Here is a 21,865-nt window from a genome sequence, read left to right on the forward strand (position 1 = left end):
GGCCATCAGAAGGCGAAGCACGAACAGCCGAACGCGCCCCAGAAGCCGTGCAGGTCGCTGGCCGCGACCGGCACCTGCGCCTGGCGCGCGCGTGCGTGCGCGTGGCCGTGGACCGCGCAGGCGCCGGCGCAGCAATGCGGCAGCGCCGCCGCCGGCAGCGGGCGGTGGTGGCCGGGGACGATCGCGACCGGCGACCACTCCGGCAGCACCGGCAGCGGCGGCGGTGCCAGCGGGGCGAAGTCGTCGGCGGCGTGGACGATGCGCCCGCCGACCACGGTCAGCACCGATTCGATGCCGCGGATGTCCTCCTCCGGCACCGTGAAGTAGTCGGCCGACAGCACCGCCAGGTCGGCGAGCTGGCCGACGCGGATCTGCCCCTTGTTGCCCTGGTCCGACGAGAACCAGGCGCTGCCGAGCGTCCACAGTTCGAGCGCGGTCTCGCGCGACAGACCCTGCGGGGCGAGCGCGAGCCCGCCGACCGTGCGCCCGCTCGCCAGCCAGTACAGCGCCGTCCACGGGTTGTAGCTGGCGACGCGGGTGGCGTCGGTGCCGGCGCCGACCGGGATGCCGAGTTCGAGCATGCGCGCGACCGGCGGTGTCGCGCGCGCGGCCTCGGCGCCGTAGCGGCGCACGAAGTACTCGCCCTGGAACGCCATGCGGTGCTGGATCGCGATGCCGCCACCGAGCGCGCGGATGCGCTCGAGGTTGCGCGGGGTGACCGTCTCGGCGTGGTCGAAGAACCACGGCAGCCCGGCGAAGGGGATGTCGCGGTCGACGCGCTCGAACACGTCGAGCATGCGCGCGATCGACTCGTCGTAGGTCGCGTGCAGCCGGAACGGCCAGCGCTCGGCGACCAGCCGGCGCACCACGGCTTCGAGCTCCGCTTCCATGCGCGCCGGCAGGTCGGGGCGCGGCATCACGAAGTCCTCGAAGTCCGCGGCCGAGAAGGCGAGCATCTCGCCGGCGCCGTTGTGGCGGTACCAGTCGTCGCCGCCGCGCAGCGGCACGGTCTCGGTCCAGTGGGTGAAGTCGTCGAGCTCCTGGCCCGGGCGCTGCGTGAACAGGTTGTAGGCGACGCGCACGGTGAGTTCGCCGGCGGCGGCGAGCCGGTCGATCACCGCGTAGTCGTCGGGGTAGTTCTGGAAGCCGCCGCCGGCGTCGATCGCGCTGGTGACGCCGAGCCGGTTCAGCTCTCGCATGAAGTGCCGCGTCGAGTTCGCCTGCTGCTCGACGGGCAGCTTCGGCCCCTTGGCGAGCGTCGCGTAGAGGATCATCGCGTTCGGCCGCGCCAGCAGAAGCCCGGTCGGCTCGCCGGCGGCGTCGCGCTCGATGCTGCCGCCGGGCGGCTCGGGGGTGTCCCGGGTGTAGCCGACGGCGCGCAGTGCGGCGCGGTTGAGCAGCGCGCGGTCGTAGAGGTGCAGCACGAACACCGGCGTGTCGGGAGCCGCGGCGTTGAGCTCGTCGAGCGTCGGCAGGCGGCGCTCGGCGAACTGGAACTCGGTCCAGCCGCCGACGACGCGCACCCACTGCGGCGCCGGCGTGCGCGCCGCCTGCTCGCGCAGCAGGTGCAGCGCATCGGCGAGCGAGGGCAGCCCCTCCCAGCGCAGTTCGAGGTTGTAGTTGAGGCCGCCGCGGATCAAGTGCAGGTGCGAGTCGTTGAGGCCGGGGATCACGCGGCGGCCGCCGAGGTCGACGACGCGGGTGGCGGGCCCGCGCAGCGCCATGGCCTCGCGCGCGTCGCCGACCGCGACGAAGCGCCCGGCGCGGATCGCGACCGCCTCGGCGGTGGGCCGCGCGCGGTCGACGGTGTGGAAGCGTCCGTTCAGCAGGATCAGCTCGGCGGTATCGGCGGTCATCGCGAAGGCTCCGGCAGGGGGTGGAACGGGGACGACCGCCGCGTCAGCGCGACAGCCAGCCCGCGAGCAGCCGCGTGTACGGCGGCATGATCACGCAGACCACGAGCACGACGATGGTCAGCGCGATCATCAGGTTGGACGTGGCGGCGCCGGCGAGCCAGGGCCAGCGCGCGAACGCCGGTGCCCACAGCGCCGGCACCAGCAGCGTCAGCGGGTAGATCACCGACAGCGTCATCAGCACCTGCTTCCAGCGCGGCGGCGGCGGTGCGCCCGGCGGCGTGAACCAGAACTCCGGCCCCGAGTGGGCCTCGGGCGCGTCGGTGCCGTCGGCGAGCAGCGGGCGCACCTCGTCGATCAGCGCGGCGCGCTCGGCGGAGCCGAGCCAGGCGTCGAGGTGCGCGGCGCGGTCGAAGCGCACCACGACGGTGTACGGCGCGCCGCGCACGCCCGGGCGGATCACGCTGACGCCGAGGTGCCCGGGCCACTGCGCGGCGACCGGCATGATCCGCGCGAGCCAGCGCTCGTAGGCGGATTCGGCGCCGGCGCGCACGCGGTGGCGGATCGCGACGCTGACGTGCTCGACGTGGCCGGGCGGGAAGCCCGCGCCGGCGGCGGGCGCGGCGTTCACGTGCGGATGCTGCCGTGCCACTGGCCGCGCTGCGGCGCGCCGTGCACGCGCGTGTAGGCGTAGTCGACGCCCATGCCGTAGGCGCCGCTGTGCTCGCGGACGATCGCCATGACCTCGTCGTAGTGCTCGCGCCGCGCCCAGTCGCGCTGCCATTCGAGCAGCGTCTGCTGCCAGGTCAGCGGGCGGATGCCGGCCTGGATCATCCGCAGCATCGAGTAGTCGTGCGCGTCCTTGCTGGTGCCGCCGCAGGCGTCGGCGACGACGTAGACCTCGTAGCCGTCGAGCATCGCCGAGTTCGCCGCCGAGTTGATGCAGACCTCGGTCCACAGGCCGGAGAGGATCAGCTTCCTGCGGCCGCTGCCGTTGATGGCGTCGCGGACCTTGGCGTCGTCCCACGAGTTCATGCTGGAGCGCTCGAGCAGCGCGGCGTCGGGGAAGACGTCGAGCAGCTCCGGCCAGGTGTAGCCGCTGAAGGACTCGGTCTCGACCGTCGTGATGAAGGTCGGCACGCCGAACACCCGGGCGGACTTGGCGAGCGCGACGACGTTGTTCTTCAGCGTCTGGCGGTCGATGTTGGCGACGCCGAAGGCCATCTGCGGCTGGTGATCGATGAACAGCAGCACGCTGTTGTCGGGGGTGAGCTGTTCGAGGGCGGTACGGTCGGTCATGGCGTATCTCCGGTTGGCGGCCGTCGGCGGACCCGACGGCCGGAGGCGCCCCCACCGGTGCAGCGTTCGGGCCAGCATCGGCAAGTACCGATGGCACCGGGCCTTGCACCGAACCGCTTCCGGGGGGCGCGCGGCCAGTGTTGCAGCGCTTGTCGCATCTTTTGTTTCAACGTTGCAGGGCCATGCGACAAATGCCACAAAGCATCCGCCCTGCTCCACACCCGTCGACGTGACCCGATGACCGCACCCCCCGCCCCGAACGGCCCCGGTTTCACCGCGCTGCGCGCGGACATCGAACCGCTGCTGCGCGACTTCACGCTCGGCGAGCACGACGGCCGCCTGCTGCTGCAGGGCCGGCGCATGCTGGTGCAGTCGGCGCGCTCGCTCGGCCAGCTGCGCGAGGAGCTGATCCACCTGCTCGGAACCGAACTCGCACGCGGCGTGCTGAAGCGCTACGGCTACCAGGCCGGCTTCCAGGACGGCCATGCGCTGTGCCAGTGCCACCCCGGGCTGCCGGTCGAGCAGCAGATGCACCTCGGCACCGTGCTGCACCAGAAGAAAGGCCACGCGCGCATCGAGACCGAGCCCGAAGGCACGCACGTCGACCTGGCGCGCGGCGTGCTCGACATCCGCTCGCGCTGGCACGATTCGGTCGAGGCCGAGCAGCACCTGCTGCTGCACGGCCCGAGCGCCGAGCCGGTGTGCTGGACGCTCGGCGGCTACGCGGCCGGGCACCTCAGCTACCTGCTGCGCCGCGAGGTCGTCGCCGTCGAGACCACCTGCCGCGCCCAGGGCCACCCCTACTGCCGCTTCCGCGTCGGCTTTCGCGAGGAGATGGAAAAGCACTTCCCCGGCTGCGCGGACGATTACCGCCGCCTCGACCTCGGCCACCTGTTCCACGAGCTGGAGCAGACCGTCGAGGCGCAGCGGCGCACCATCCGCGAACTGCGCGAGCGGCTCGACGCCGCGCCCCCGGCGGCGAACGCACAGGCGTTCGCGGCGCTGATCGGCCGCAGCCCGGCGCTCGCGCGCGCGGTGGACATCGCCCGCGCCGTCGCCGGCGTCAGCTCGACGGTGCTGATCACCGGCGAGAGCGGCACCGGCAAGGAACTGCTCGCGCGCGGCATCCACGCCGCCTCGCCGCGCGCCGCGGGGCCGTGGATCGCGCTGAACTGCGCGACGCTGACCGAGAGCCTGCAGACCACCGAGCTGTTCGGCCACGCCAAGGGCGCGTTCACCGGCGCCAGCGGCGCGCGCGCCGGGCTGTTCGAGGCGGCGAGCGGCGGCACGCTGTTCCTCGACGAGGTCGGCGAACTCAGCGCCTCGGCGCAGGCGGCACTGCTGCGCGTGCTGCAGGAGGGGGTGGTCGTGCGCCTCGGCGAGCACCGCGAGCGGCGCGTGGACGTGCGCATCGTCGCCGCCACGCACCGCGACCTCGACGAGCACGTCGCCCGCGGGCAGTTCCGCGCCGACCTGTACTACCGGCTCAACGTCGTCAGCATCCGCATGCCGGCGCTGCGCGAGCGCGGGAACGACGTGCTGCTGCTCGCGCAGACGCTGCTCGCGCACTTCGGCGCGCGCTTCGGGCGCAACCTGCAGGGGTTCGCCCCCGAGGTGCTGCGGCTGTTCCTCGCCCACCCGTGGCCGGGCAACGTGCGCGAACTCGCCAACGTGCTCGAACGCGCGGTGCTGCTCGCGCGCGGCCCGCACGTCGAGCTCGACGACCTGCCCGAACGCTTCGCCGCCGACGCCGCGTCCGCCGCCGCGGCGCCGCCGAGCGCGGGCGCGGGCGCCGCGCAGACCGAGCGCGAACGCATCGCCGTGGCGCTCGCGCGCAGCGGCGGGCGCCGCGAGGCCGCCGCCGCGCTGCTCGGCATCAGCCGCGCGACGCTGTGGCGGCGGATGAAACGCCTGGGCCTGGGCTGAGGCACGCAGCCGTCGTCGACCCCCCCCCGGGCCCGCGCGGCCACGCCGTCCGCACGTGATCTATATTCGGACTCGGCCCGGCCGCGCCACCGCCTGCCCGCGGCTGTCTGCCGGCACGGGCGGGAACCGCCCCCCGTCGGCAGAGGAGGTGCATGCCGTGATTTACCTCGACACCAACATGTATGGCGATGATCCGACGACCATCGTGTTTCCCAGCGTGCAGACCTGCATGGCCCTCGTCATCGAGACGGCCGCCGGCCTGATCGGGGTCCACCTGTCCAGCGACACCCAAAACCTCGACGCCAGAGCGGCGCACATCGGGGCGCACCTGGCGACGATGGGGCCGCTGGGCATCCAGCACCTCTACGGCATCACCCACCGCAACCGCTTCAGCCCCGGCATGGAACTGGTCCAGCTGAAATCCCAGCTGCGCTGCATCGCAGCGGCCGTCCACTACGCCGGCACGATCACCGGCATCCTGCTGCCCGGCGACGCCGTCAGCGCGGCGACGGATGACATCAAGGTGACCCGGAATCACGGCGGCGGCTGCCAGATCGGCTACGTCAAGAGCAAGGGCACCGTGAACACGACCGTGGTGCCGGGCTCCACGCCGCACCGGACCATCCACGCGGTGAAAGGCGTCACCAATCTCTACGGCGGCGACGACAACCAGGCCTCGATCGCCATCGGCCTGCCCGGCAACCCCGATTTCGGCGCGGTGACCCCCGACATGCTTTACCAGTTTCCGACGCAGGCCCAGGGTGCGCAGAAAGTAGGCTGCTGCACCATCCTCTGAAGCCTGGAAAGAAGCGCGCCACCACCGCCCCGGGCACGCGCAGGGCCCCTCCACGGCCCGCACGCCCCCATGCGTCGCACGCACGATGTTGCCGGCTACTGCTTGCGGAAGGGGACCGCCCCATTCCCCCGGCGCGCCACCGTCACGTCGCGCGCCGGGGGATCCGCGGGACCGGCACCGCGCGGGCGCTAGTCGCCGACCAGCACGATGTGCAGCTGGATCGGGCCGTGCGCGCCCATCTGCAGCTTCTGCTCGATGTCGGCACTGCGCGAGGGGCCGGAGATCCAGTTGACGGTGCGCGGCAGCGGCAGGCCACGCTCGCGGCGCAGCCAGGCCCAGGCGTCCTCGTAGGGGCCGACGATGCGCGCGGCATCGAGCACGACGACGTGTGCGTCGGGCAGGAAGTTCAGCGTGGTCGGGCTGTCGGGGCCGGACAGCAGCATCAGCGTGCCGGTCTCGGCGATGCCGGCGAAGGCCGGGGTGACGCTGGCGCGGTCGCCGTTGCGCGCGGCGCGCGCCTCGACCTCGATGCCGGCGGCGGCCCAGTCGAGCCCGCTGACGGCCTGCGCCGGGGCGATCACCGCGCGGCGCGGGTAGCCGCCCTGGTCGAGGAAGGCGGCGACCGCGGCGGGCACGTCGTCGGCGCCGGCGACGCGCGCGACCGAGGCCGCGGCCTCGGTCGCCATCGCCACGAACAGCGCCACCTGCTCGTCGTGCGGCCGTTGCGCGCGCGCCGGGATCAGCACCGGGCGGTGCGCGCGCAGGCGCTCCTCGCAGGCGGCGCGCGCGGCGCCGTCGAGCGGCCCGCCGCGCCCGAGCCCCCTGCGGATGTTGCCGAGGATCGCGTCGCGCCCGCTCATCGCCCACCTCCGGGCCGGCGTTCGGCCCATTGCTCGAAGAAGGTCCGCCCCTGCGGCGCCGGCAGGTCGCGCCATGCGGTCCAGCCGCCGGCCAGCGGCAGCGAGCGGATGCGCCCGGTCTTGCCGCCCAGCACCTTCAGCACGCACGCGCCGATGCGCGTCAGCCGGCGGTACAGCGCCGGCCGGCGCACGCACCAGGCCCACACCCCGAGGCCGAAGCGGAAGCCCTGCGGCGTCAGGTGCTTCTCGTACTCGCGCGCGCGCCAGTGGCGCATCAGCTTCGGCAGCGGGATGCGCACCGGGCAGACGCTCTCGCAGCGGCCGCAGAAGGTGCTGGCGTTGGGCAGGTTGGCGGCGTTCTCGATGCCGATGAACTGCGGCGTCAGCACCGAGCCCATCGGCCCGGGGTAGACCCAGCCGTAGGCATGGCCGCCGATCGCGCCGTACACCGGGCAGTGGTTCATGCACGCCGAACAGCGGATGCAGCGCAGCATGTCCTGGAACTCGCTGCCGAGCATGTTGGAGCGGCCGTTGTCGAGCAGCACCACGTGGTACTCGCTCGGGCCGTCGGGGTCGCCGGGGCGGCGCGGGCCGCTCGACCAGGTGCCGTAGACCTCGATCTCCTGCCCGGTCGCCGAGCGCGACAGCAGGCGGTGCAGCAGCGTGGCGTCCTCCAGCGTCGGCACGACCTTCTCGATGCTGGTCACGGCGATGTGCACGCGTGGCAGCGTCTGCGTCAGGTCGCCGTTGCCCTCGTTGGTGACGATGACCGTGGTGCCGGTCTCGGCGATGCAGAAGTTCGCGCCGGTGATGCCGACGTCGGCGGCCAGGAACTTGTCGCGCAGGATCTCGCGCGCCTCGTTCATGAGCTGACGCGGCTCGGTCTGGCGTTCGGTCTTGCCGTACCTGCCGTGGTGGGCGTGGAAGGCGTCGGAGACCTGGTCGAGGTTGACGTGGATCGCCGGGGCGATGATGTGGCTCGGGTGCTCGCCGCGCAGTTGCAGGATGTACTCGCCGAGGTCGGTCTCGATCGGCTCGATGCCGTGCTGCGCGAGGTAGTCGTTGAGCCCGATCTCCTCGGTGATCATCGACTTGCCCTTGGTGACCGTCTTCGCGCCGGCCTGCTGGCAGAGGCCGAGGATGATCTGGCGCGCCTCCTCGGCGTCGCGCGCCCAGTGCACCTGGCCGCCGTGCTGCTTGACGTTGGCCTCGAAGGTTTCGAGGTAGAAGTCGAGGTGTTCGAGGATGTGGTTCTTGAGGTCGCGCGCGGCATCGCGCAGCGCCTCGAACTCGGGCAGGCGCGCCACCGCGGCGGCGCGCTTGCCGGGGAAGCCCGCGCGCAGGTTGCCGAGCGCGCGCTGCAGCGGCGCGTCGGCGAGCGCCGCGCGGGCGTTGGCCTTGAAGCTGGGGCTGGTGATGTGCACGGCCGGGCCCTCCGCTAGCGGGCGTCGCCGATCGGCGCGCCGTCGGTCATGCCGGCGAGCACCTCGGCGACGTGCCAGACGCGCACCGGCGAGCCCTCGCGCTTGAGCTTGCCGCCGATGTTGAGCAGGCAGCCGAGGTCGCCGGCGAGCAGCGTGTCGGCGCCGCTGGCGGCGATGTTGGCGATCTTGTCCGAGACCATGCGGTTCGAGATCTCCGGGTACTTGATGCAGAAGGTGCCGCCGAAGCCGCAGCACACCTCGCTGTCGGTCATCTCGGTGAGGCTGAGGCCGGCGACCGTCGCGAGCAGCGCGCGCGGCTGCGCCTTCACGCCGAGTTCGCGCAGCCCCGAGCAGGAGTCGTGGTAGGTCACGGTGCCCGCATAGTGGGCGTTGACCCCGTGCACCCCGAGCACGTCGACGAGGAAGGAGACGATCTCGTGGCTGCGCGCGGCGAGCCGCTCGGCACGACCGTGCCAGGGGCTGCCGGGTTCGAACAGTTCGGGGTAGTGGCGCAGCATGCCGATGCACGAGCCCGACGGCCCGACCACGAATTCGTAGCCCTCGAAGGCGGCGATGACCGCCTCGGCGAGCGCGCGCGCATCGGCCCGGTCGCCCGAGTTGAAGGCCGGCTGGCCGCAGCAGGTCTGCACCGCCGGCGCCTCCACGGTACAGCCGACGTCCTCCAGCAGCTTGACGGTGGCGAAGGCGACCGAAGGTCGGAACAGGTCCGCAAGGCAGGTCACGAACAGGCCGACACGCGGCTTGCCGCTCGCGACGGGGCCGGACGCAGATGTCATCGCGCTCTCCTCAGGCAAATTGGTATGACCATATGACCGGTTCAGCATAACACCCCGGGCGAAGCGGCCGGGGCGGCGCCGCGGGCCCGCGGTGGGGTCGCCAATGAAAAACGCCGGCCGACCCCATGGGGATCGGCCGGCGTTCGCGCGGCGGGCGAGGTCCGGGACGCCGCTCAGGCGTCGGTGCCCCAGCCGAACTCCTCGACGGTGCGGAACAGGTCCATGTCGGAGACGATGCCGACCGGCACGCCATCCTTGCCGACCACGACGCGGCGCACGTGCGCCTCGATCATCTTGCCCGAAGCTTCATGCAGCGACAGGTCCATCGGTGCGATCACCAGCGGACGCGTGGTGATCTCGCTGACCTTGACGCGCGCCGGCGAGCGGTTGGCGTTGACGATCTTCTTGACCACGTCGGTCTGGGTCATGATGCCCCACTGCCCCGAGGCGTCGGGCTCGACGATGATCGAGCTGATGCGCTTCTCGCGCATGATGTGCATCGCGGTGTTGACGGTCGCCTCGCCGGAGATCGACACCACCTTGTGCATGATGTCGGAGACCGTGTGCGGGATGCGGCCCGAGGCCTTCTGCGCCTGGGTCGGATCGGCAGCGCGCTCGTCGCCGAGCTTGGACTTCTCGGCCTCGACCTGGGCGCGGCGGGCGGCGGCCTCCTTGACCAGCGCGGCGGTCTCGCCGCGGATCTTGGCGATGATCAGGTCGCCGAACTCGCTGGTCTTGACCTCGGTCGCGCCTTCCATCTGGCGGGCGAAGTCGTAGGTGACGGTCTTGTCGGCGATGACCTTGGTCAGGCCCGAGTTGATCAGGTCCGCAGCCTCCTGCCAGCCCATGTATTCGAGCATCATCACGCCGGAGAGCAGCAGCGACCCCGGGTTGACCTTGTCGAGCCCGGCATACTTGGGCGCGGTGCCGTGGGTGGCCTCGAACACGGCGACGAAATCGGCGATGTTCGCACCGGGGGCGATACCGACGCCGCCGACGTGGGCCGCGGCCGAGTCGGAGAGGTAGTCGCCGTTCAGGTTCAGCGTGGCGAGCACCGAGAACTCGGCCGGACGCAGCTGCAGCAACTGGAAGATGATGTCGGCGATGCGGTCCTTGATGACGATCTTGCCTTCCGGCTGCACGCCACCGTAGACGCTGTACAGCTCGTCCTCGGTGATCGTCACGTCGCCGAACTCGTCGCGCGCGACCTCGTAGCCCCAGTTGCGGAACGCGCCCTCGGTGAACTTCATGATGTTGCCCTTGTGGACAAGCGTCACGGAGTCCTTCTTGTGGTCGATCGCGTACTGGATCGCCTTGCGCACCAGGCGCTTGGTGCCGAAGGCCGACACCGGCTTGATGCCGAGACCGGCGCCCTCGAAGAACTCCGCGCCCATCTCCTCGCGCAGGAACTTGGCAACCTTGGCGTTCTCCGGCGTGCCGGCCTTGTATTCGATGCCCGAGTAAACGTCCTCGGTGTTCTCGCGGAAGATCACCACGTCGACGAGTTCGGGGTGCACCATCGGCGAGGGCACGCCGGCGTAGTAGCGCACCGGGCGCACGCAGGCGTAGAGGTCGAGTTCCTGGCGCAGCGCGACGTTCAGCGAACGGAAGCCACCGCCGACGGGAGTGGTCAGCGGACCCTTGATCGAGACGATCAGGTCCTTCAGGGCTTCGAGGGTCTCGTCGGGAAAGTAGTTGCCCTCGTAGATCTCGGCGGCCTTCTCGCCCATGAACAGCTCGCACCAGTGGATCTTGCGCGTGCCGCCGTAGGCCTGCTCCACCGCCGCATCCCACACCCGCAGGCACGCGCGCGTGATGTCGGGGCCGATGCCGTCACCCTCGACGTAACCGACGATCGGCTGGTCCGGCACGTGCAGCCTGCCGTCCTGGACCGTGATCTTTTCGCCGGTCGAGGGATACTTGATGTGCTTGAACGCCATGAGACCTCCTTAGCCGTCTGCCGATGCGCAGACTTCACTGTGAATACGCGGTGCGCCAGGGCTGGAACGCAAAAAAAAAACCGCAACCCCCACTCTGCGAGCGGAAAGCGGCGGCGCGCCTTGGTCGTGTATCCACACGTCGGAGTCGCAGCGCGAGCTAGCGCGCGGCTCAATGTGCGGAGGAGGTGTCTCGGAGGGAAACTGCTCGGATCCGGACCACGAACAGGAACGCCGTCACGCTTCCAACTCATCGCCCGGCCTGCTGATTCTGTGCTTTTCGCCGGGTGTTCCAGCCGCGCGACAAGCTACACAGAATCACCCGGACTGTCCACCGGACCGCCGGCGGCGGCGGGACGGCGGCGGGCGGTTTTGACAGCACCGGCGACGCCCCCGACACTCGCTGCGCGCGCCGCCCGGCGATCTTCACCGAGGACCCAGCCCCGTGACCCTCACCGAACTGCGCTACATCGTCGCCGTCGCCCGCGAACGGCATTTCGGTCACGCCGCCGAGGCCTGCTTCGTCAGCCAGCCCACCCTCTCGGTGGCAGTGCGCAAGCTCGAGGAGGAGCTCGGCGTGATCCTGTTCGAGCGCGGCCCCGGCGAGGTGACGATGACGCCGGTCGGCCGGCGCATCGTCGAGCAGGCCCAGCGCGTGCTCGAAGAGGCCGACGTGGTGCGTGCGATCGCCGCGCAGGGCAAGGACGAGCTGGTCGGCGTGCTGCGCCTGGGCGTCATCTACACCATCGGCCCCTACCTGCTGCCGCCGCTGATCCAGCACCTGCGCGAGCGCGCGCCGAAGATGCCGCTGCAGATCGACGAGAACTACACCGCGGTGCTCGCCGAGCGGCTCAAGCAGGGCAAGCTCGATGTGCTGATCCTGTCACTGCCGTTCGAGGAGAGCGGCGTGCTCACCGAGGCGCTGTACCGCGAGCCCTTCGTGGTGCTGATGCCGGCCGGCCACCCGCTCGAACGCGAGGACGCCGTCACCCCGCGCATGCTCGCGCAGGAGGACCTGCTGCTGCTCGGCGCCGGGCACTGCTTCCGCGATCAGGTGCTGCAGGCCTGCCCCGAGTGCAACCGCGCGGCGGTGTCGTCCGACAACATGCAGCGCACCTTCGAGGGTAGCTCGCTCGAAACCATCCGGCTGATGGTCGCCACCGGCATGGGCGTCACCGTGCTGCCGCAGACCTCGGTGAACGACTACGCGCAGTCGCGCGATCTGGTCAGCGTGCGCCCCTTCGCCGAGCCGGGGCCGCAGCGCGAGGTGGCGCTCGCCTGGCGCAAGAGCTTCCCGCGCCCGGCGGCGGTGCGGGCGATCGCCGAGGCGGTGCGCCAGTGCCCGTTCGCACCCGGCATCGAGGTGCTCAACGCCTGAACCGACGACAATGCTGCTTCGCAGCAAATCAAACCGCAAATCCTGCCGGGAAATAAGTCAATCTGCCAACGATATTGCCGAACTATCGGCTCAATGGCAGTGCATTCGAAAAGATCCTCCCCGCCTTCCTCCCTAGAATGCCGCCCCAGACGCCACCTTCGGGCGTCACCCGACCCGAGCCCCTGCGGCGCCCGCGTTCCCACGAGGAAGCAGCGCCGCGGCGAGAGCCAGGGCAGCCCCACCAAGCAGCCCCATCAACGTGAGGAGACACCCCATGTTCAGCAGAGCCCTCGTCGGGCTGCTGGCGCTCGTCTGCGCCGGCACCGCCCTCGCCGCCGAGCCGACCGCCGGCCTCGACGCCGCCATCAACACCGCCATCACCCCGTTCGCCAACGCGCTGTCGGGGGTGATCTTCTACGCCGTCGACATCGGTGGCGTGAAGGTGCCGCTGATCGTCGGCTGGCTGATCATCGCCGCGGCCTTCTTCACGGTGCGCCTCGGCTTCATCAACCTGCGCGGCTTCGGCCACGCGCTGCGCCTGGTGCGCGGCGACTATTCCGACCCCAACAGCACCGGTGAGGTGTCGCACTTCCAGGCGCTGGCGACCGCCGTCTCCGGCACCGTGGGCCTCGGCAACATCGCCGGCGTGGCGATCGCGATCTCGATCGGCGGCCCCGGCGCGGCGTTCTGGATGGTGCTCGCGGGCTTCCTCGGCATGTCGACCAAGTTCGTCGAATGCACGCTGGGCGTGAAGTACCGCCAGACCAACGCCGACGGCTCGGTGTCGGGCGGCCCGATGTACTACCTGCGTCACGGCCTGGCCGAGATCGGCCTGCCGCGCCTGGGCCGCTGGATGGCGCTGGCCTTCGCGGTGTGCTGCATCGGCGGCACGCTCGGCGCCGGCAACCTGTTCCAGATCAATCAGGTGTACCAGCAGATGGTCAACATCACCGGTGGCGCGGGCAGCGTGCTCGCGGGCAACGCCGCGCTGTTCGGCATCGCCTGGGCGGTGGTGCTGGGCCTGGTGATCATCGGCGGCATCAAGAGCATCGCCAAGGTCACCGACAAGCTGGTGCCGTTCATGGCCGTGCTGTACATCGGGTCGGCGCTGATCGTGCTGCTCACCAACGCCGCGCACATCCCCGACGCCTTCGCGGCGATCTTCAACGGCGCGTTCTCGGCCGAGGGCGTCGCCGGCGGCGTGATCGGCGCGATGATCCAGGGCTTCCGCCGCGCCGCGTTCTCGAACGAGGCCGGCATCGGCACCTCGCCGATCGCGCACGCCGCGGTGAAGACCGACACCCCGGTGACCGAGGGCTTCGTGTCGCTGCTCGAACCCTTCATCGACACCATCGTGATCTGCACCATGACCGCACTGGTGATGGTCGTCACCGGCATGTACACCCAGCCCGGCATGAGCGGCGTGGAGCTGACCTCGGCGGCCTTCGGCAGCGTGCACCCGTTCTTCCGCTACGTGCTGACCGCCTCGGTGGTGCTGTTCGCCTTCTCGACGCAGATCTCCTACTCGTACTACGGCCTGAAGGCGTGGACCTACCTGTTCGGCGAGTCGCGCGCGATGGACGTGAGCTTCAAGCTGCTGTTCCTCGTCGTGTGCGTGATCGGCTGCACGCTGAGCCTCGACACCGTCGTCGACGTCTCCGATGCGATGTTCTTCTCGATGGGCGTGGTCAACATCATCGGCCTGTACCTGCTGGCCGGCGTGGTCCGGACCGACCTCGCCACCTACTGGAAGCGGCTGCAGCGCGGCGAATTAAAGCTGGCCGCCGCAGCGGCGCAGTGACCGCACCCGCCGGGCGCCGGCAGGCAGCGCTCACCTGAAACCCCCAAGGCGGCCTCCGGGCCGCCTTTTTCTTGCGCCGCAGGTACGCTATGCCGCATCGCCGCGCAGGCGCCCGCCGGCAACGCGCGACCGCCTGCGACGACGTACCGTCACGAAACGCTGCCAGCCTGCGGCGGACCCGCCCGACCATCACCATCCCCCGCTCGGCGAGCGGGCACGAGGAGCCTGACGATGTCGACCTATCTCCTGCGAGGCGCCGCTGTCGCGGCGCTGTCGCTCGCGCTGACCCTGTCCGGGTGCGCGCTGCCGGAACGCCAGCCCGCCGTGCCCGTCACCGACACGACCCGCGCGGTCGTGCCCGGCCTGCCCGCGAACGTGCGCTACTGGGTGGGCAGCGACATCTCGGAGTTCGCCCGCGAAGGCCTCGAGTCGGTCCGCCGCGAGCAGGCGTACCGCGCCCGCCAGGGCCTGCGCGGCCCGCTGCCGCCGGCGCACTTCCTCGCCCTCTCCGGCGGCGGCGACGACGGCGCCTTCGGCGCGGGGCTGCTCAACGGCTGGAGCGCCACGGGCACGCGCCCGGTGTTCAAGGGCGTCACCGGCATCAGCACCGGTGCGCTGATCGCACCGTTCGCCTTTCTCGGCCCGGAGTACGACGCGGTGCTGAAGGAGGTCTACACCGGCACGCGCCAGTCCGACATCTTCCATCAGCGCAGCGCGCTCGCTGCGATCAACAACGACGGCATGGCCGATACACGGCCGCTGTGGACGCTGCTCGGCCGCTACGTCGACGACGCCTTCCTCAAGCGGGTGGCCGACGAGTACGCCCAGGGCCGTCTGCTGCTGATCGCGACCACCGACATCGACGCCCGCCGCCCGGTGATCTGGAACATGGGCGCGATCGCCGCCAGCGGGGCGCCGGGGGCGGCGGCCCTGTTCCGCAGCATCATGCTCGCCTCGGCCTCGATCCCCGGGGCGTTCCCGCCGGTGATGATCGACGTCGAGGTCGACGGCAGGCGCTACCAGGAGATGCACGTCGACGGCGGCACCGCGGCGCAGGTGTTCCTCTACCCGCCCGCGCTCGACCTCAAGGCACTCGGGCGCCAGCAGGGCCTCACCCGCGAACGCCATGCCTGGATCATCCGCAACGCCCGCCTCGACCCGGAGTGGGCGAGCGTCGAACGGCGCACGCTCGACATCGCCGCGCGCGCGGTGTCATCGCTGATCCTGACCCAGGGCATCGGCGACCTGTACCGCATCTACGCGACCACGCAGCGCGACGGCGTCGACTACAACCTCGCCTACATCGGCAAGGACTTCACCGTCGAGCACAAGGAGGATTTCGATCCCGACTACATGCGTCCGCTGTTCGAGTACGGCGAACGCCTGGCCCGCGCCGGCTACCCGTGGCAGAAGGCGCCCCCCGGCTACGTCGCGCCGGCGGCGACGCCCGGCGCCCGCGTCGCCACGGGACGCTGAGCGCGCAGCGCCCGGCCCCGCGCGGGCCGGGCAGGCGGATCGGGGAAGGCTGGCGGGCGACGCTCAGCCGGCGTCGGCCGGCACCTGCGGGGCGAGCGTGGCCAGCAGCGCGTCGAGCGCGGCGGGGCTGTCGGCGCACAGCGTGGCGTGGCCGACCTTGCGGCCGTGGCGCGGGACCTTGCCGTAGTCGTGCCAGTGCACGTCGGGGTGGGCGAGGAAGGCTTCGCGCGGCGGCAGGCGGCCGATGAAGTTCAGCATCGCCACCGGCCCGAGCGCCGCGGTCGAGCCAAGCGGCAGGCCGCAGATCGCGCGCAGGTGGTTCTCGAACTGGCTGGTGCGCGCGCCCTCGATGGTCCAGTGCCCGGAGTTGTGCACGCGCGGCGCCATCTCGTTGGCGATCAGGCGCCCGCCGCAGTCGAAGAACTCGATCGCCAGCACGCCGACGTAGTCCAGGCGCTCGACCACGGCGCGCGCGCAGTCCTGCGCCGCGGCCTGCAGCGCGGCATCGGCGCAGGGGGCGCGTGACAGGCGCAGGATGCCGTCGGCGTGACGGTTCTCGGTGAGCGGGTAGAACGCCTCCTCGCCGCTCAGGCTGCGCACCGCGAGGATCGACAGCTCGCGCGTGAAGTCGACGAAGCCTTCGAGGATCAGCGGCACGCCGCCGAGCGCGTCCCAGGCGGTGTCGAGGTCGGCGGCGCTGCGCAGCACCTGCTGGCCCTTGCCGTCGTAGCCGAGGCGGCGCGTCTTCAGCACCGCCGGCAGGCCGATCGTGGCGACCGCCGCGCCGAGCTGCTCGCGGCTGTCGACCGTGGCGTACGGCGCGGTGCCGATGCCGAGCTGGTTGAACAGGGTCTTCTCGGCGAGGCGGTCCTGCGCGCAGGCGAGCGCCGCCGGGCACGGATGCACCGGCACCTCGTCGGCGAGGTGGGCGAGCGCGGCGGCCGGCACGTTCTCGAAGTCGAAGGTGACCACGTCGCTGCGCCGCGCGAGTTCGTCGAGCGCTTCGAGGTCGTCGTACTCGCCGTGCACCTGCGGCGCGACCTGGCCGGCGCAGGCGTCGCTCGCCGGGTCGAGCACCACGCAGCGCAGGCCGAGCGGATAGCCGGCGAGCGCCAGCATGCGCGCGAGCTGGCCACCACCGACGATGCCGACGCTGCTGATGTCCTCGCTCACGGCGCGCGCCTCGGGTCGGGGTCGGCGAGCACGGTGTCGGTCTGGCGCGCGCGGAAGGCGCGCACCGCCTCGCGCAGCGCCGGGTACTTGTTGCCGAGCAGGCTCGCGGCGAGCAGCGCGGCGTTGATCGCCCCGGCCTTGCCGATCGCCAGCGTGCCGACCGGGATGCCGCCCGGCATCTGCACGATCGAGAGCAGCGAGTCCAGGCCGTTCAGCGCCGCCGACTGCACCGGCACGCCGAGCACCGGCAGCACCGTCTTGGCGGCGACCATGCCCGGCAGGTGGGCCGCACCGCCGGCGCCGGCGATGATCACTTCGAGCCCGCGGGCCTCGGCGCTCGCGGCGTACTCGAACAGCAGGTCAGGCGTGCGGTGGGCGGACACCACGCGGACTTCGTACGGCACCCCGAGGCTGTCGAGGGTGGCCGCCGCGTGTTCGAGGGTGCTCCAGTCGGATCGGGAGCCCATGATCAGGCCGACGAGTGCGTTCATCGTCGGCATTCTAGCCGCGCCGTCGTGGTGGCGGCCACCGCGCCCGCAAGGTCGCCGCCAGCGCGACGGCAAGAGGGATGAGATAGCGAGTCGCTATCGCTTGAATTCAGGAATTCAATTTCCACAATACCGCCCCGGCCGCTATCGTCGTGCCCCATGTCCGCCGCCGGCGGGCGCCCCCTTCCCCCACGTAGCGCAAGGAGCTATCCCCATGAGCGTACTCGTCACCCAGCAGGCCCCCGACTTCACCGCCGCCGCCGTCCTCGCCGACGGCAGCATCGTCGAGAACTTCAAGCTCTCCGACCTGCGCGGCAAGTACGTGGTGCTGTTCTTCTACCCGCTCGACTTCACCTTCGTCTGCCCGTCCGAGATCATCGCCCACGACAACCGCGTGGCGCGCTTCAAGGAACTCGGCGTGGAGATCGTCGGCGTGTCGATCGACTCGCAGTTCACGCACTTCGCCTGGCGCGAGACCCCGGTCGAGAAGGGCGGCATCGGCCGCATCAAGTTCCCGCTGGTCGCCGACCTCAAGCACGAGATCGCCCGCGCCTACGGCGTCGAGCATCCGGACGGCGTCGCCCTGCGCGGCTCCTTCCTGATCGACCGCGACGGCGTCGTGCAGGCGCAGATCGTCAACAACCTGCCGCTCGGCCGCAACGTCGACGAGATGGTGCGCCTGGTCGAGGCGCTGCAGTTCACCGAGGAATTCGGCGAGGTCTGCCCGGCCGGCTGGAACAAGGGCGACAAGGGCATGAAGCCGACCGCCGAAGGCGTGGCCGCCTACCTGGCGGAAGCCGCCGAGGCGCTGTAAGCCCTGCCCGGCGCCCGCCCCCCGCGGGGCGGGCGCCCCTCCCCCCCAGCGGCCAAACCTAAGCGCGCCGCGCGCGGCGCGTTTACGCTTAGCCACTGCGAACCGCACGAGGAACCCGTCATGAGCAGCACCAGGCACGCCCGCTTGCTGATTCTCGGCTCCGGCCCGGCCGGCTACACGGCCGCCGTCTACGCCGCCCGCGCCAACCTCAAGCCCGTGCTGGTCACCGGCCTGCAGATGGGCGGCCAGCTCACCACCACGACCGAGGTCGACAACTGGCCCGGCGACGTCGAGGGCCTGATGGGCCCCGACCTGATGGAGCGCATGCGCAAGCACGCCGAGCGCTTCGGCACCGAGATCATCTTCGATCACATCCACACCGCGAAGCTCGGCGAGCGGCCGTTCCGGCTGATCGGCGACAGCGGCGAGTACACCTGCGACGCGCTGGTCATCGCCACCGGCGCCAGCGCGCAGTACCTCGGCCTGCCGAGCGAAGAGGCCTTCATGGGCAAGGGCGTGTCGGGCTGCGCCACCTGCGACGGCTTCTTCTACCGCAACCAGAAGGTCGCCGTGGTCGGCGGCGGCAACACCGCAGTCGAGGAGGCGCTGTACCTGTCGAACATCGCCGCCGAGGTCACGCTGATCCACCGCCGCGACACCTTCCGCGCCGAGGCCATCCTGGTCGACCACCTGCACGAGAAGGTCGCCACCGGCAAAATCCGCCTCGCGCTGAACAGCACCCTCGACGAGGTGCTGGGCGACGCCAGCGGCGTCACCGGCGTACGCATCCGGGACGCGAAGACCGGCGCGACGCGCGACGAGGCGCTGAGCGGCGTGTTCATCGCCATCGGCCACAAGCCCAACACCGACCTGTTCCAGGGCCAGCTCGAAATGAAGAACGGCTACCTGATCGTCAAGAGCGGGCTCGCCGGCGAAGCCACGATGACCAGCATCCCCGGGGTGTTCGCCGCCGGCGACGTGGCCGACCACGTCTACCGCCAGGCCGTCACCTCGGCGGGCACCGGCTGCATGGCCGCGCTCGACGCCGAGCGCTGGCTGGAATCGCAGTAACCCCCCGGGGCCGCGGGCCCCGCACGGGCCCAGGCAGCCGCCAGACCACGCCGGCCGGATCACAGGGACGATCCGGCCGGCGTTTCCTTTTGCGCCGGCACTAGACGCCCGGCACGGCGGCGGTCGACTCGCGCACCACCAGGCGCGTCGGCAGGCTGACCGCGCCGGGCGACGGCTCGCCGCGCAGCCGCGCGAGCAGCAGCCGGCCGGCCCAGCGGCCCTTGTCGACGTGCGGCTGGTACACCGTGGTCAGCGCCGGCGAGGCGAGCGCCGCCGCCGGGGTGTCGTCGAAGCCGACCACCGACAGCTGCGCCGGCACCGCGAGCCCCGCCTGCGCGGCGTATTCGAGCACGCCGAGCGCGAGCTGGTCGCTCATCGCCAGCAGCGCCGTCGGCCGTGGATGAGCGGCGAGCAACGCCGCGGCGGCGAGCCGGCCCGCCGCCGGCGTGTGTTCGAGGCATTCGTACACGGTGACGTGCTCGTGCCAGTCGAGCCCGACCGCGCGCAGCGCGGCGTCGTAGCCGCGCAGGCGCGCCAGCGCGACGACGTTGGTCGTCGCCTCCTGCCGCTGGCGGTCGGCGATGCCGGCGGTGGCATCCGGCGTCAGCCGGAACGCCAGCACCCCGAGCCGCCGGTGCCCCAGGTCGAGCACGTGCTGCGCCGCCGCGCGGGCGCCTCCGCTGTCGTCGATCATCACGTACGGCAGATCGTCGAAGCCCGGCTGGTCGACCAGCACCGTCGGCAGCTGCCGGCGCAGCACCGCCTGCAGCAGCGGATCGTCGGCGGTCAGGCAGTGCACCACGAAGCCGTCGACCGCCGCGCTGTTGATCGCGGCGAGTTCCGGTTCCTGGCCCGGCGGCCGCGACACCAGCAGGAGCCCCTGCCCGCCCGCCTCGACCTCGCGCGCGATCCCCTGCAAGAACAGCGAGGCAGCGGGGTCGCTGAAGGCGTAGGACAGGCGTTCGCGGTGGACGATGCCGATCGCCCCGGACTGGCCGCGGCGCAGGCCGCGCGCCATCGGGTCGGGCCCGGCGTAGCCCAGGCGTGCGGCCACCTCGAAGATACGCTCGCGCAGCGCCGGCGAGAGCTGGTCGGGGCGGTTGTAGGCGTTGGACACGGTGGCGGTCGCCACGCCGAGCTCGGTGGCGATGTCCTTCAGCGTGGCACGGCGTTTCGGTGGGTCGGTATTGACTTTCATAGGCTTTAGGATAGCATCTGAATCGATTTAGCTGAAACGATTCAGTGCGGTCGATGGTCCCTTGTCGTCATAGGTGATATCGGTCGCCTTCCCCAGGCCGGGGACGCCGCCACCGCCGTGGCACCACGCCAACCCCCACACGAGGACCCCTGCATCATGACTCCGGCCGCCGCCACCGGCTCAACGATCCGCCCGCGCCTGACGCTGTTCGCGCTGACCTGGCCGATCTTCATCGAACTGGCCCTGCACGTGCTCACCGGCACCGTCGACACCTTCATGGTGAGCCACGTGTCGGACGCCGCGGTCGCCGCACTCGGTGTGTCCAACCATATGCTCGGCCTGCTGATGACGCTGTTCAACGTCGTCGGCACCGGTGCGGCGGTGGTGATCGGCCAGCTCCTCGGCGCGCGCGACGAACGGGGCGTGCACCACGCCGCCACCGTCGCGCTGCTCGCCAACGCCGTGGTCGGCCTGGTGGTGAGCGCGGTGCTGGCGCTGCAGGCGCCGACCTTCCTCGGCTGGATGGGGCTGCCGCCGGCGCTCCTCCCCGACGGCGTGACCTTCCTGACGCTGGTCGGCGGCGGGCTGGCGGCGGTGGCGGTGTCGCTGACGCTGTCGGCGATCCTGCGCGCCCACGGCTACACCCGCGACGGCATGTGGGTGACGCTCGGCGTCAACGTGCTCAACATCGTCGGCAACCTGGTGCTGGTGTTCGGGCACTTCGGCCTGCCGGCGCTGGGCGTGCTCGGCGTGGCGATCTCGACGCTGGTCAGCCGCATCGTCGGCATGCTGGTGCTGTTCCACCTGCTGCACCGCCGCCTCGGGCTCAGGCCGCGCATCGCCGAGCTGCGCGGCCACTGGCGCGGCCACATGGCCAACGTGCTGCACATCGGCGCACCCTCGGCCGGGGAGAACCTGTCATGGTTCGCGATGTTCACGCTGGTGACCACCTTCACCGCGCAGCTCGGCGCCACCGCGCTCGCCGCGCAGACCTACGTGATGCAGGCGGTGGGGCTGATGGTGATCTTCAGCCAGTCGATCGGTGCCGGCACCGAGATCCTGATCGCACGCCAGGTCGGCGCCGGGCGGCGCGAGGCGGCCTACCGCCAGCTGCTGCACAGCCTGCGCCTGGGCGTGCTCGTCGCCACCGCGCTGGCGGCGGCGATGGCGGTGGGCGGGCGCGCCTTCGTCGGTGCCTTCAGCGCCGACCCCGCGGTGATCGCGCTCGCTGCCAGCGTGCTGGTGTGGTCGCTGGTGCTGGAACCGGGACGGGTGTTCAACCTCGTCGTCATCAACGCGCTGCGCGCCGCCGGCGACGCCCGCTTCCCGCTGTGGGTCGGGCTGCTGTCGACCTGGGGCATCGCCGCCCCGCTCGCCTGGCTGTTCGGGCTGCACTTCGGCTGGGGGCTGGTCGGCATCTGGTGGGCGCTGTCCATCGACGAATGGGTGCGCGGCCTCGCCATGCTGGCGCGCTGGCGCAGCCGCGCCTGGGTCGGCAAGGCCCTGGTGCCGCCGCCGCTCGCCGCGCAGCCCGCCTGACCCCACCTGCCCCGGCGTGTGCCGGGGCACCCCGC

18 protein-coding genes are annotated in these 21,865 nt (G+C 71.4%); 8 read left to right on the forward strand and 10 right to left on the reverse strand.

What is annotated here, in order from left to right; genetic code table 11:
• Positions 1-5: 5 nt before the first annotated feature.
• The 3 genes from EV699_RS07180 to EV699_RS07190 are packed head-to-tail and all read right to left on the reverse strand — an operon-like array spanning position 6 to position 3,152.
• A complete protein-coding gene (locus tag EV699_RS07180) occupies positions 6-1,856 on the reverse strand; it encodes an amidohydrolase (protein WP_132540737.1) in 1,851 nt (616 codons plus the stop codon).
• Positions 1,857-1,899: 43 nt separating this feature from the next.
• Positions 1,900-2,484, reverse strand: coding sequence for an antibiotic biosynthesis monooxygenase (locus EV699_RS07185; RefSeq protein ID WP_132540740.1), 585 nt, complete (start codon positions 2,482-2,484; stop codon positions 1,900-1,902).
• Positions 2,481-3,152: a hydrolase gene (locus EV699_RS07190; protein WP_132540743.1), complete on the reverse strand. Its 672-nt coding sequence runs from the start codon at positions 3,150-3,152 to the stop codon at positions 2,481-2,483. The genes EV699_RS07185 and EV699_RS07190 overlap by 4 nt, the downstream gene beginning before the upstream one ends.
• Positions 3,153-3,389: 237 nt before the next feature.
• Here EV699_RS07190 and EV699_RS07195 point away from each other — a divergent pair, with 237 nt between their 5' ends.
• The gene (locus EV699_RS07195; protein WP_165904066.1) at positions 3,390-5,078 is read left to right on the forward strand and encodes a sigma 54-interacting transcriptional regulator; all 1,689 of its coding nucleotides are present in this window, start codon (positions 3,390-3,392) and stop codon (positions 5,076-5,078) included.
• 157 nt (positions 5,079-5,235) lie between these two features.
• Positions 5,236-5,874, forward strand: a complete 639-nt coding sequence (locus tag EV699_RS07200) for a hypothetical protein (protein ID WP_132540749.1) — start codon at positions 5,236-5,238, stop codon at positions 5,872-5,874.
• 188 nt (positions 5,875-6,062) lie between these two features.
• On the opposite strand, the gene EV699_RS07205 is transcribed toward EV699_RS07200, so the two are convergent.
• The 4 genes from EV699_RS07205 to icd form a co-directional block, all read right to left on the reverse strand.
• Entirely contained in the window at positions 6,063-6,734 is a 672-nt protein-coding gene (locus EV699_RS07205) for a LutC/YkgG family protein (RefSeq protein WP_132540752.1), read from the reverse strand.
• Entirely contained in the window at positions 6,731-8,158 is a 1,428-nt protein-coding gene (locus EV699_RS07210; protein ID WP_132540755.1) for a LutB/LldF family L-lactate oxidation iron-sulfur protein, read from the reverse strand. Before EV699_RS07210 ends, EV699_RS07205 begins: the two co-directional genes overlap by 4 nt.
• Before the next feature lie 14 nt (positions 8,159-8,172).
• A complete protein-coding gene (locus tag EV699_RS07215; RefSeq protein WP_132540758.1) occupies positions 8,173-8,955 on the reverse strand; it encodes a (Fe-S)-binding protein in 783 nt (260 codons plus the stop codon).
• Positions 8,956-9,128: 173 nt separating this feature from the next.
• A complete protein-coding gene (icd, locus tag EV699_RS07220) occupies positions 9,129-10,895 on the reverse strand; it encodes an isocitrate dehydrogenase (NADP(+)) (RefSeq protein WP_132540761.1) in 1,767 nt (588 codons plus the stop codon).
• Positions 10,896-11,337: 442 nt separating this feature from the next.
• Here icd and EV699_RS07225 point away from each other — a divergent pair, with 442 nt between their 5' ends.
• The 3 genes from EV699_RS07225 to EV699_RS07235 all read left to right on the forward strand — a co-directional run bounded on the left by EV699_RS07225 (position 11,338) and on the right by EV699_RS07235 (position 15,547).
• Positions 11,338-12,270 carry a hydrogen peroxide-inducible genes activator gene (locus EV699_RS07225; RefSeq protein ID WP_132540764.1) on the forward strand — a complete coding sequence of 311 codons (933 nt, stop codon included), beginning with the start codon at positions 11,338-11,340 and terminating at the stop codon, positions 12,268-12,270.
• 274 nt (positions 12,271-12,544) lie between these two features.
• Positions 12,545-14,071, forward strand: a complete 1,527-nt coding sequence (locus EV699_RS07230) for an alanine/glycine:cation symporter family protein (RefSeq protein WP_132540767.1) — start codon at positions 12,545-12,547, stop codon at positions 14,069-14,071.
• 231 nt (positions 14,072-14,302) lie between these two features.
• A complete protein-coding gene (locus EV699_RS07235; protein WP_132540770.1) occupies positions 14,303-15,547 on the forward strand; it encodes a patatin-like phospholipase family protein in 1,245 nt (414 codons plus the stop codon).
• A gap of 63 nt (positions 15,548-15,610) precedes the next feature.
• On the opposite strand, the gene EV699_RS07240 is transcribed toward EV699_RS07235, so the two are convergent.
• Positions 15,611-16,708 carry a 5-(carboxyamino)imidazole ribonucleotide synthase gene (locus EV699_RS07240; protein WP_132541101.1) on the reverse strand — a complete coding sequence of 366 codons (1,098 nt, stop codon included), beginning with the start codon at positions 16,706-16,708 and terminating at the stop codon, positions 15,611-15,613.
• An 8-nt stretch (positions 16,709-16,716) separates the two neighbouring features.
• Positions 16,717-17,211, reverse strand: a complete 495-nt coding sequence (purE, locus tag EV699_RS07245) for a 5-(carboxyamino)imidazole ribonucleotide mutase (RefSeq protein ID WP_132540773.1) — start codon at positions 17,209-17,211, stop codon at positions 16,717-16,719.
• A 211-nt stretch (positions 17,212-17,422) separates the two neighbouring features.
• Between purE and EV699_RS07250 the strand changes: the two genes are divergently transcribed.
• Together EV699_RS07250 and trxB are read left to right on the forward strand one after the other, a co-directional pair.
• A complete protein-coding gene (locus EV699_RS07250) occupies positions 17,423-18,022 on the forward strand; it encodes a peroxiredoxin (RefSeq protein WP_132540776.1) in 600 nt (199 codons plus the stop codon).
• A gap of 120 nt (positions 18,023-18,142) precedes the next feature.
• Positions 18,143-19,093 carry a thioredoxin-disulfide reductase gene (gene trxB / locus EV699_RS07255; protein WP_132540779.1) on the forward strand — a complete coding sequence of 317 codons (951 nt, stop codon included), beginning with the start codon at positions 18,143-18,145 and terminating at the stop codon, positions 19,091-19,093.
• A 100-nt stretch (positions 19,094-19,193) separates the two neighbouring features.
• Here trxB and EV699_RS07260 read toward each other — a convergent pair whose 3' ends face one another.
• Entirely contained in the window at positions 19,194-20,291 is a 1,098-nt protein-coding gene (locus EV699_RS07260) for a LacI family DNA-binding transcriptional regulator (RefSeq protein WP_132540782.1), read from the reverse strand.
• A gap of 156 nt (positions 20,292-20,447) precedes the next feature.
• Between EV699_RS07260 and EV699_RS07265 the strand changes: the two genes are divergently transcribed.
• Positions 20,448-21,830 carry an MATE family efflux transporter gene (locus tag EV699_RS07265; RefSeq protein WP_132540785.1) on the forward strand — a complete coding sequence of 461 codons (1,383 nt, stop codon included), beginning with the start codon at positions 20,448-20,450 and terminating at the stop codon, positions 21,828-21,830.
• The last annotated feature ends 35 nt before the right edge of the window (positions 21,831-21,865 follow it).

The organism is Plasticicumulans lactativorans (genome assembly GCF_004341245.1).
Taxonomy (GTDB): domain Bacteria; phylum Pseudomonadota; class Gammaproteobacteria; order Competibacterales; family Competibacteraceae; genus Plasticicumulans_A; species Plasticicumulans_A lactativorans.

Coding starts and splice junctions, on each gene's coding strand:
- EV699_RS07230 (WP_132540767.1), top strand. CDS start 12,545: ATGTTCAGCAGAGCCCTCGTCGGGCTGCTGGCGCTCGTCTGCGCCGGC.
- EV699_RS07215 (WP_132540758.1), bottom strand. CDS start 8,955: ATGACATCTGCGTCCGGCCCCGTCGCGAGCGGCAAGCCGCGTGTCGGC.
- purE (WP_132540773.1), bottom strand. CDS start 17,211: ATGAACGCACTCGTCGGCCTGATCATGGGCTCCCGATCCGACTGGAGC.
- EV699_RS07250 (WP_132540776.1), top strand. CDS start 17,423: ATGAGCGTACTCGTCACCCAGCAGGCCCCCGACTTCACCGCCGCCGCC.
- EV699_RS07205 (WP_132540752.1), bottom strand. CDS start 6,734: ATGAGCGGGCGCGACGCGATCCTCGGCAACATCCGCAGGGGGCTCGGG.
- EV699_RS07260 (WP_132540782.1), bottom strand. CDS start 20,291: ATGAAAGTCAATACCGACCCACCGAAACGCCGTGCCACGCTGAAGGAC.
- EV699_RS07235 (WP_132540770.1), top strand. CDS start 14,303: ATGTCGACCTATCTCCTGCGAGGCGCCGCTGTCGCGGCGCTGTCGCTC.
- trxB (WP_132540779.1), top strand. CDS start 18,143: ATGAGCAGCACCAGGCACGCCCGCTTGCTGATTCTCGGCTCCGGCCCG.
- EV699_RS07265 (WP_132540785.1), top strand. CDS start 20,448: ATGACTCCGGCCGCCGCCACCGGCTCAACGATCCGCCCGCGCCTGACG.
- EV699_RS07180 (WP_132540737.1), bottom strand. CDS start 1,856: ATGACCGCCGATACCGCCGAGCTGATCCTGCTGAACGGACGCTTCCAC.
- EV699_RS07195 (WP_165904066.1), top strand. CDS start 3,390: ATGACCGCACCCCCCGCCCCGAACGGCCCCGGTTTCACCGCGCTGCGC.
- icd (WP_132540761.1), bottom strand. CDS start 10,895: ATGGCGTTCAAGCACATCAAGTATCCCTCGACCGGCGAAAAGATCACG.
- EV699_RS07190 (WP_132540743.1), bottom strand. CDS start 3,152: ATGACCGACCGTACCGCCCTCGAACAGCTCACCCCCGACAACAGCGTG.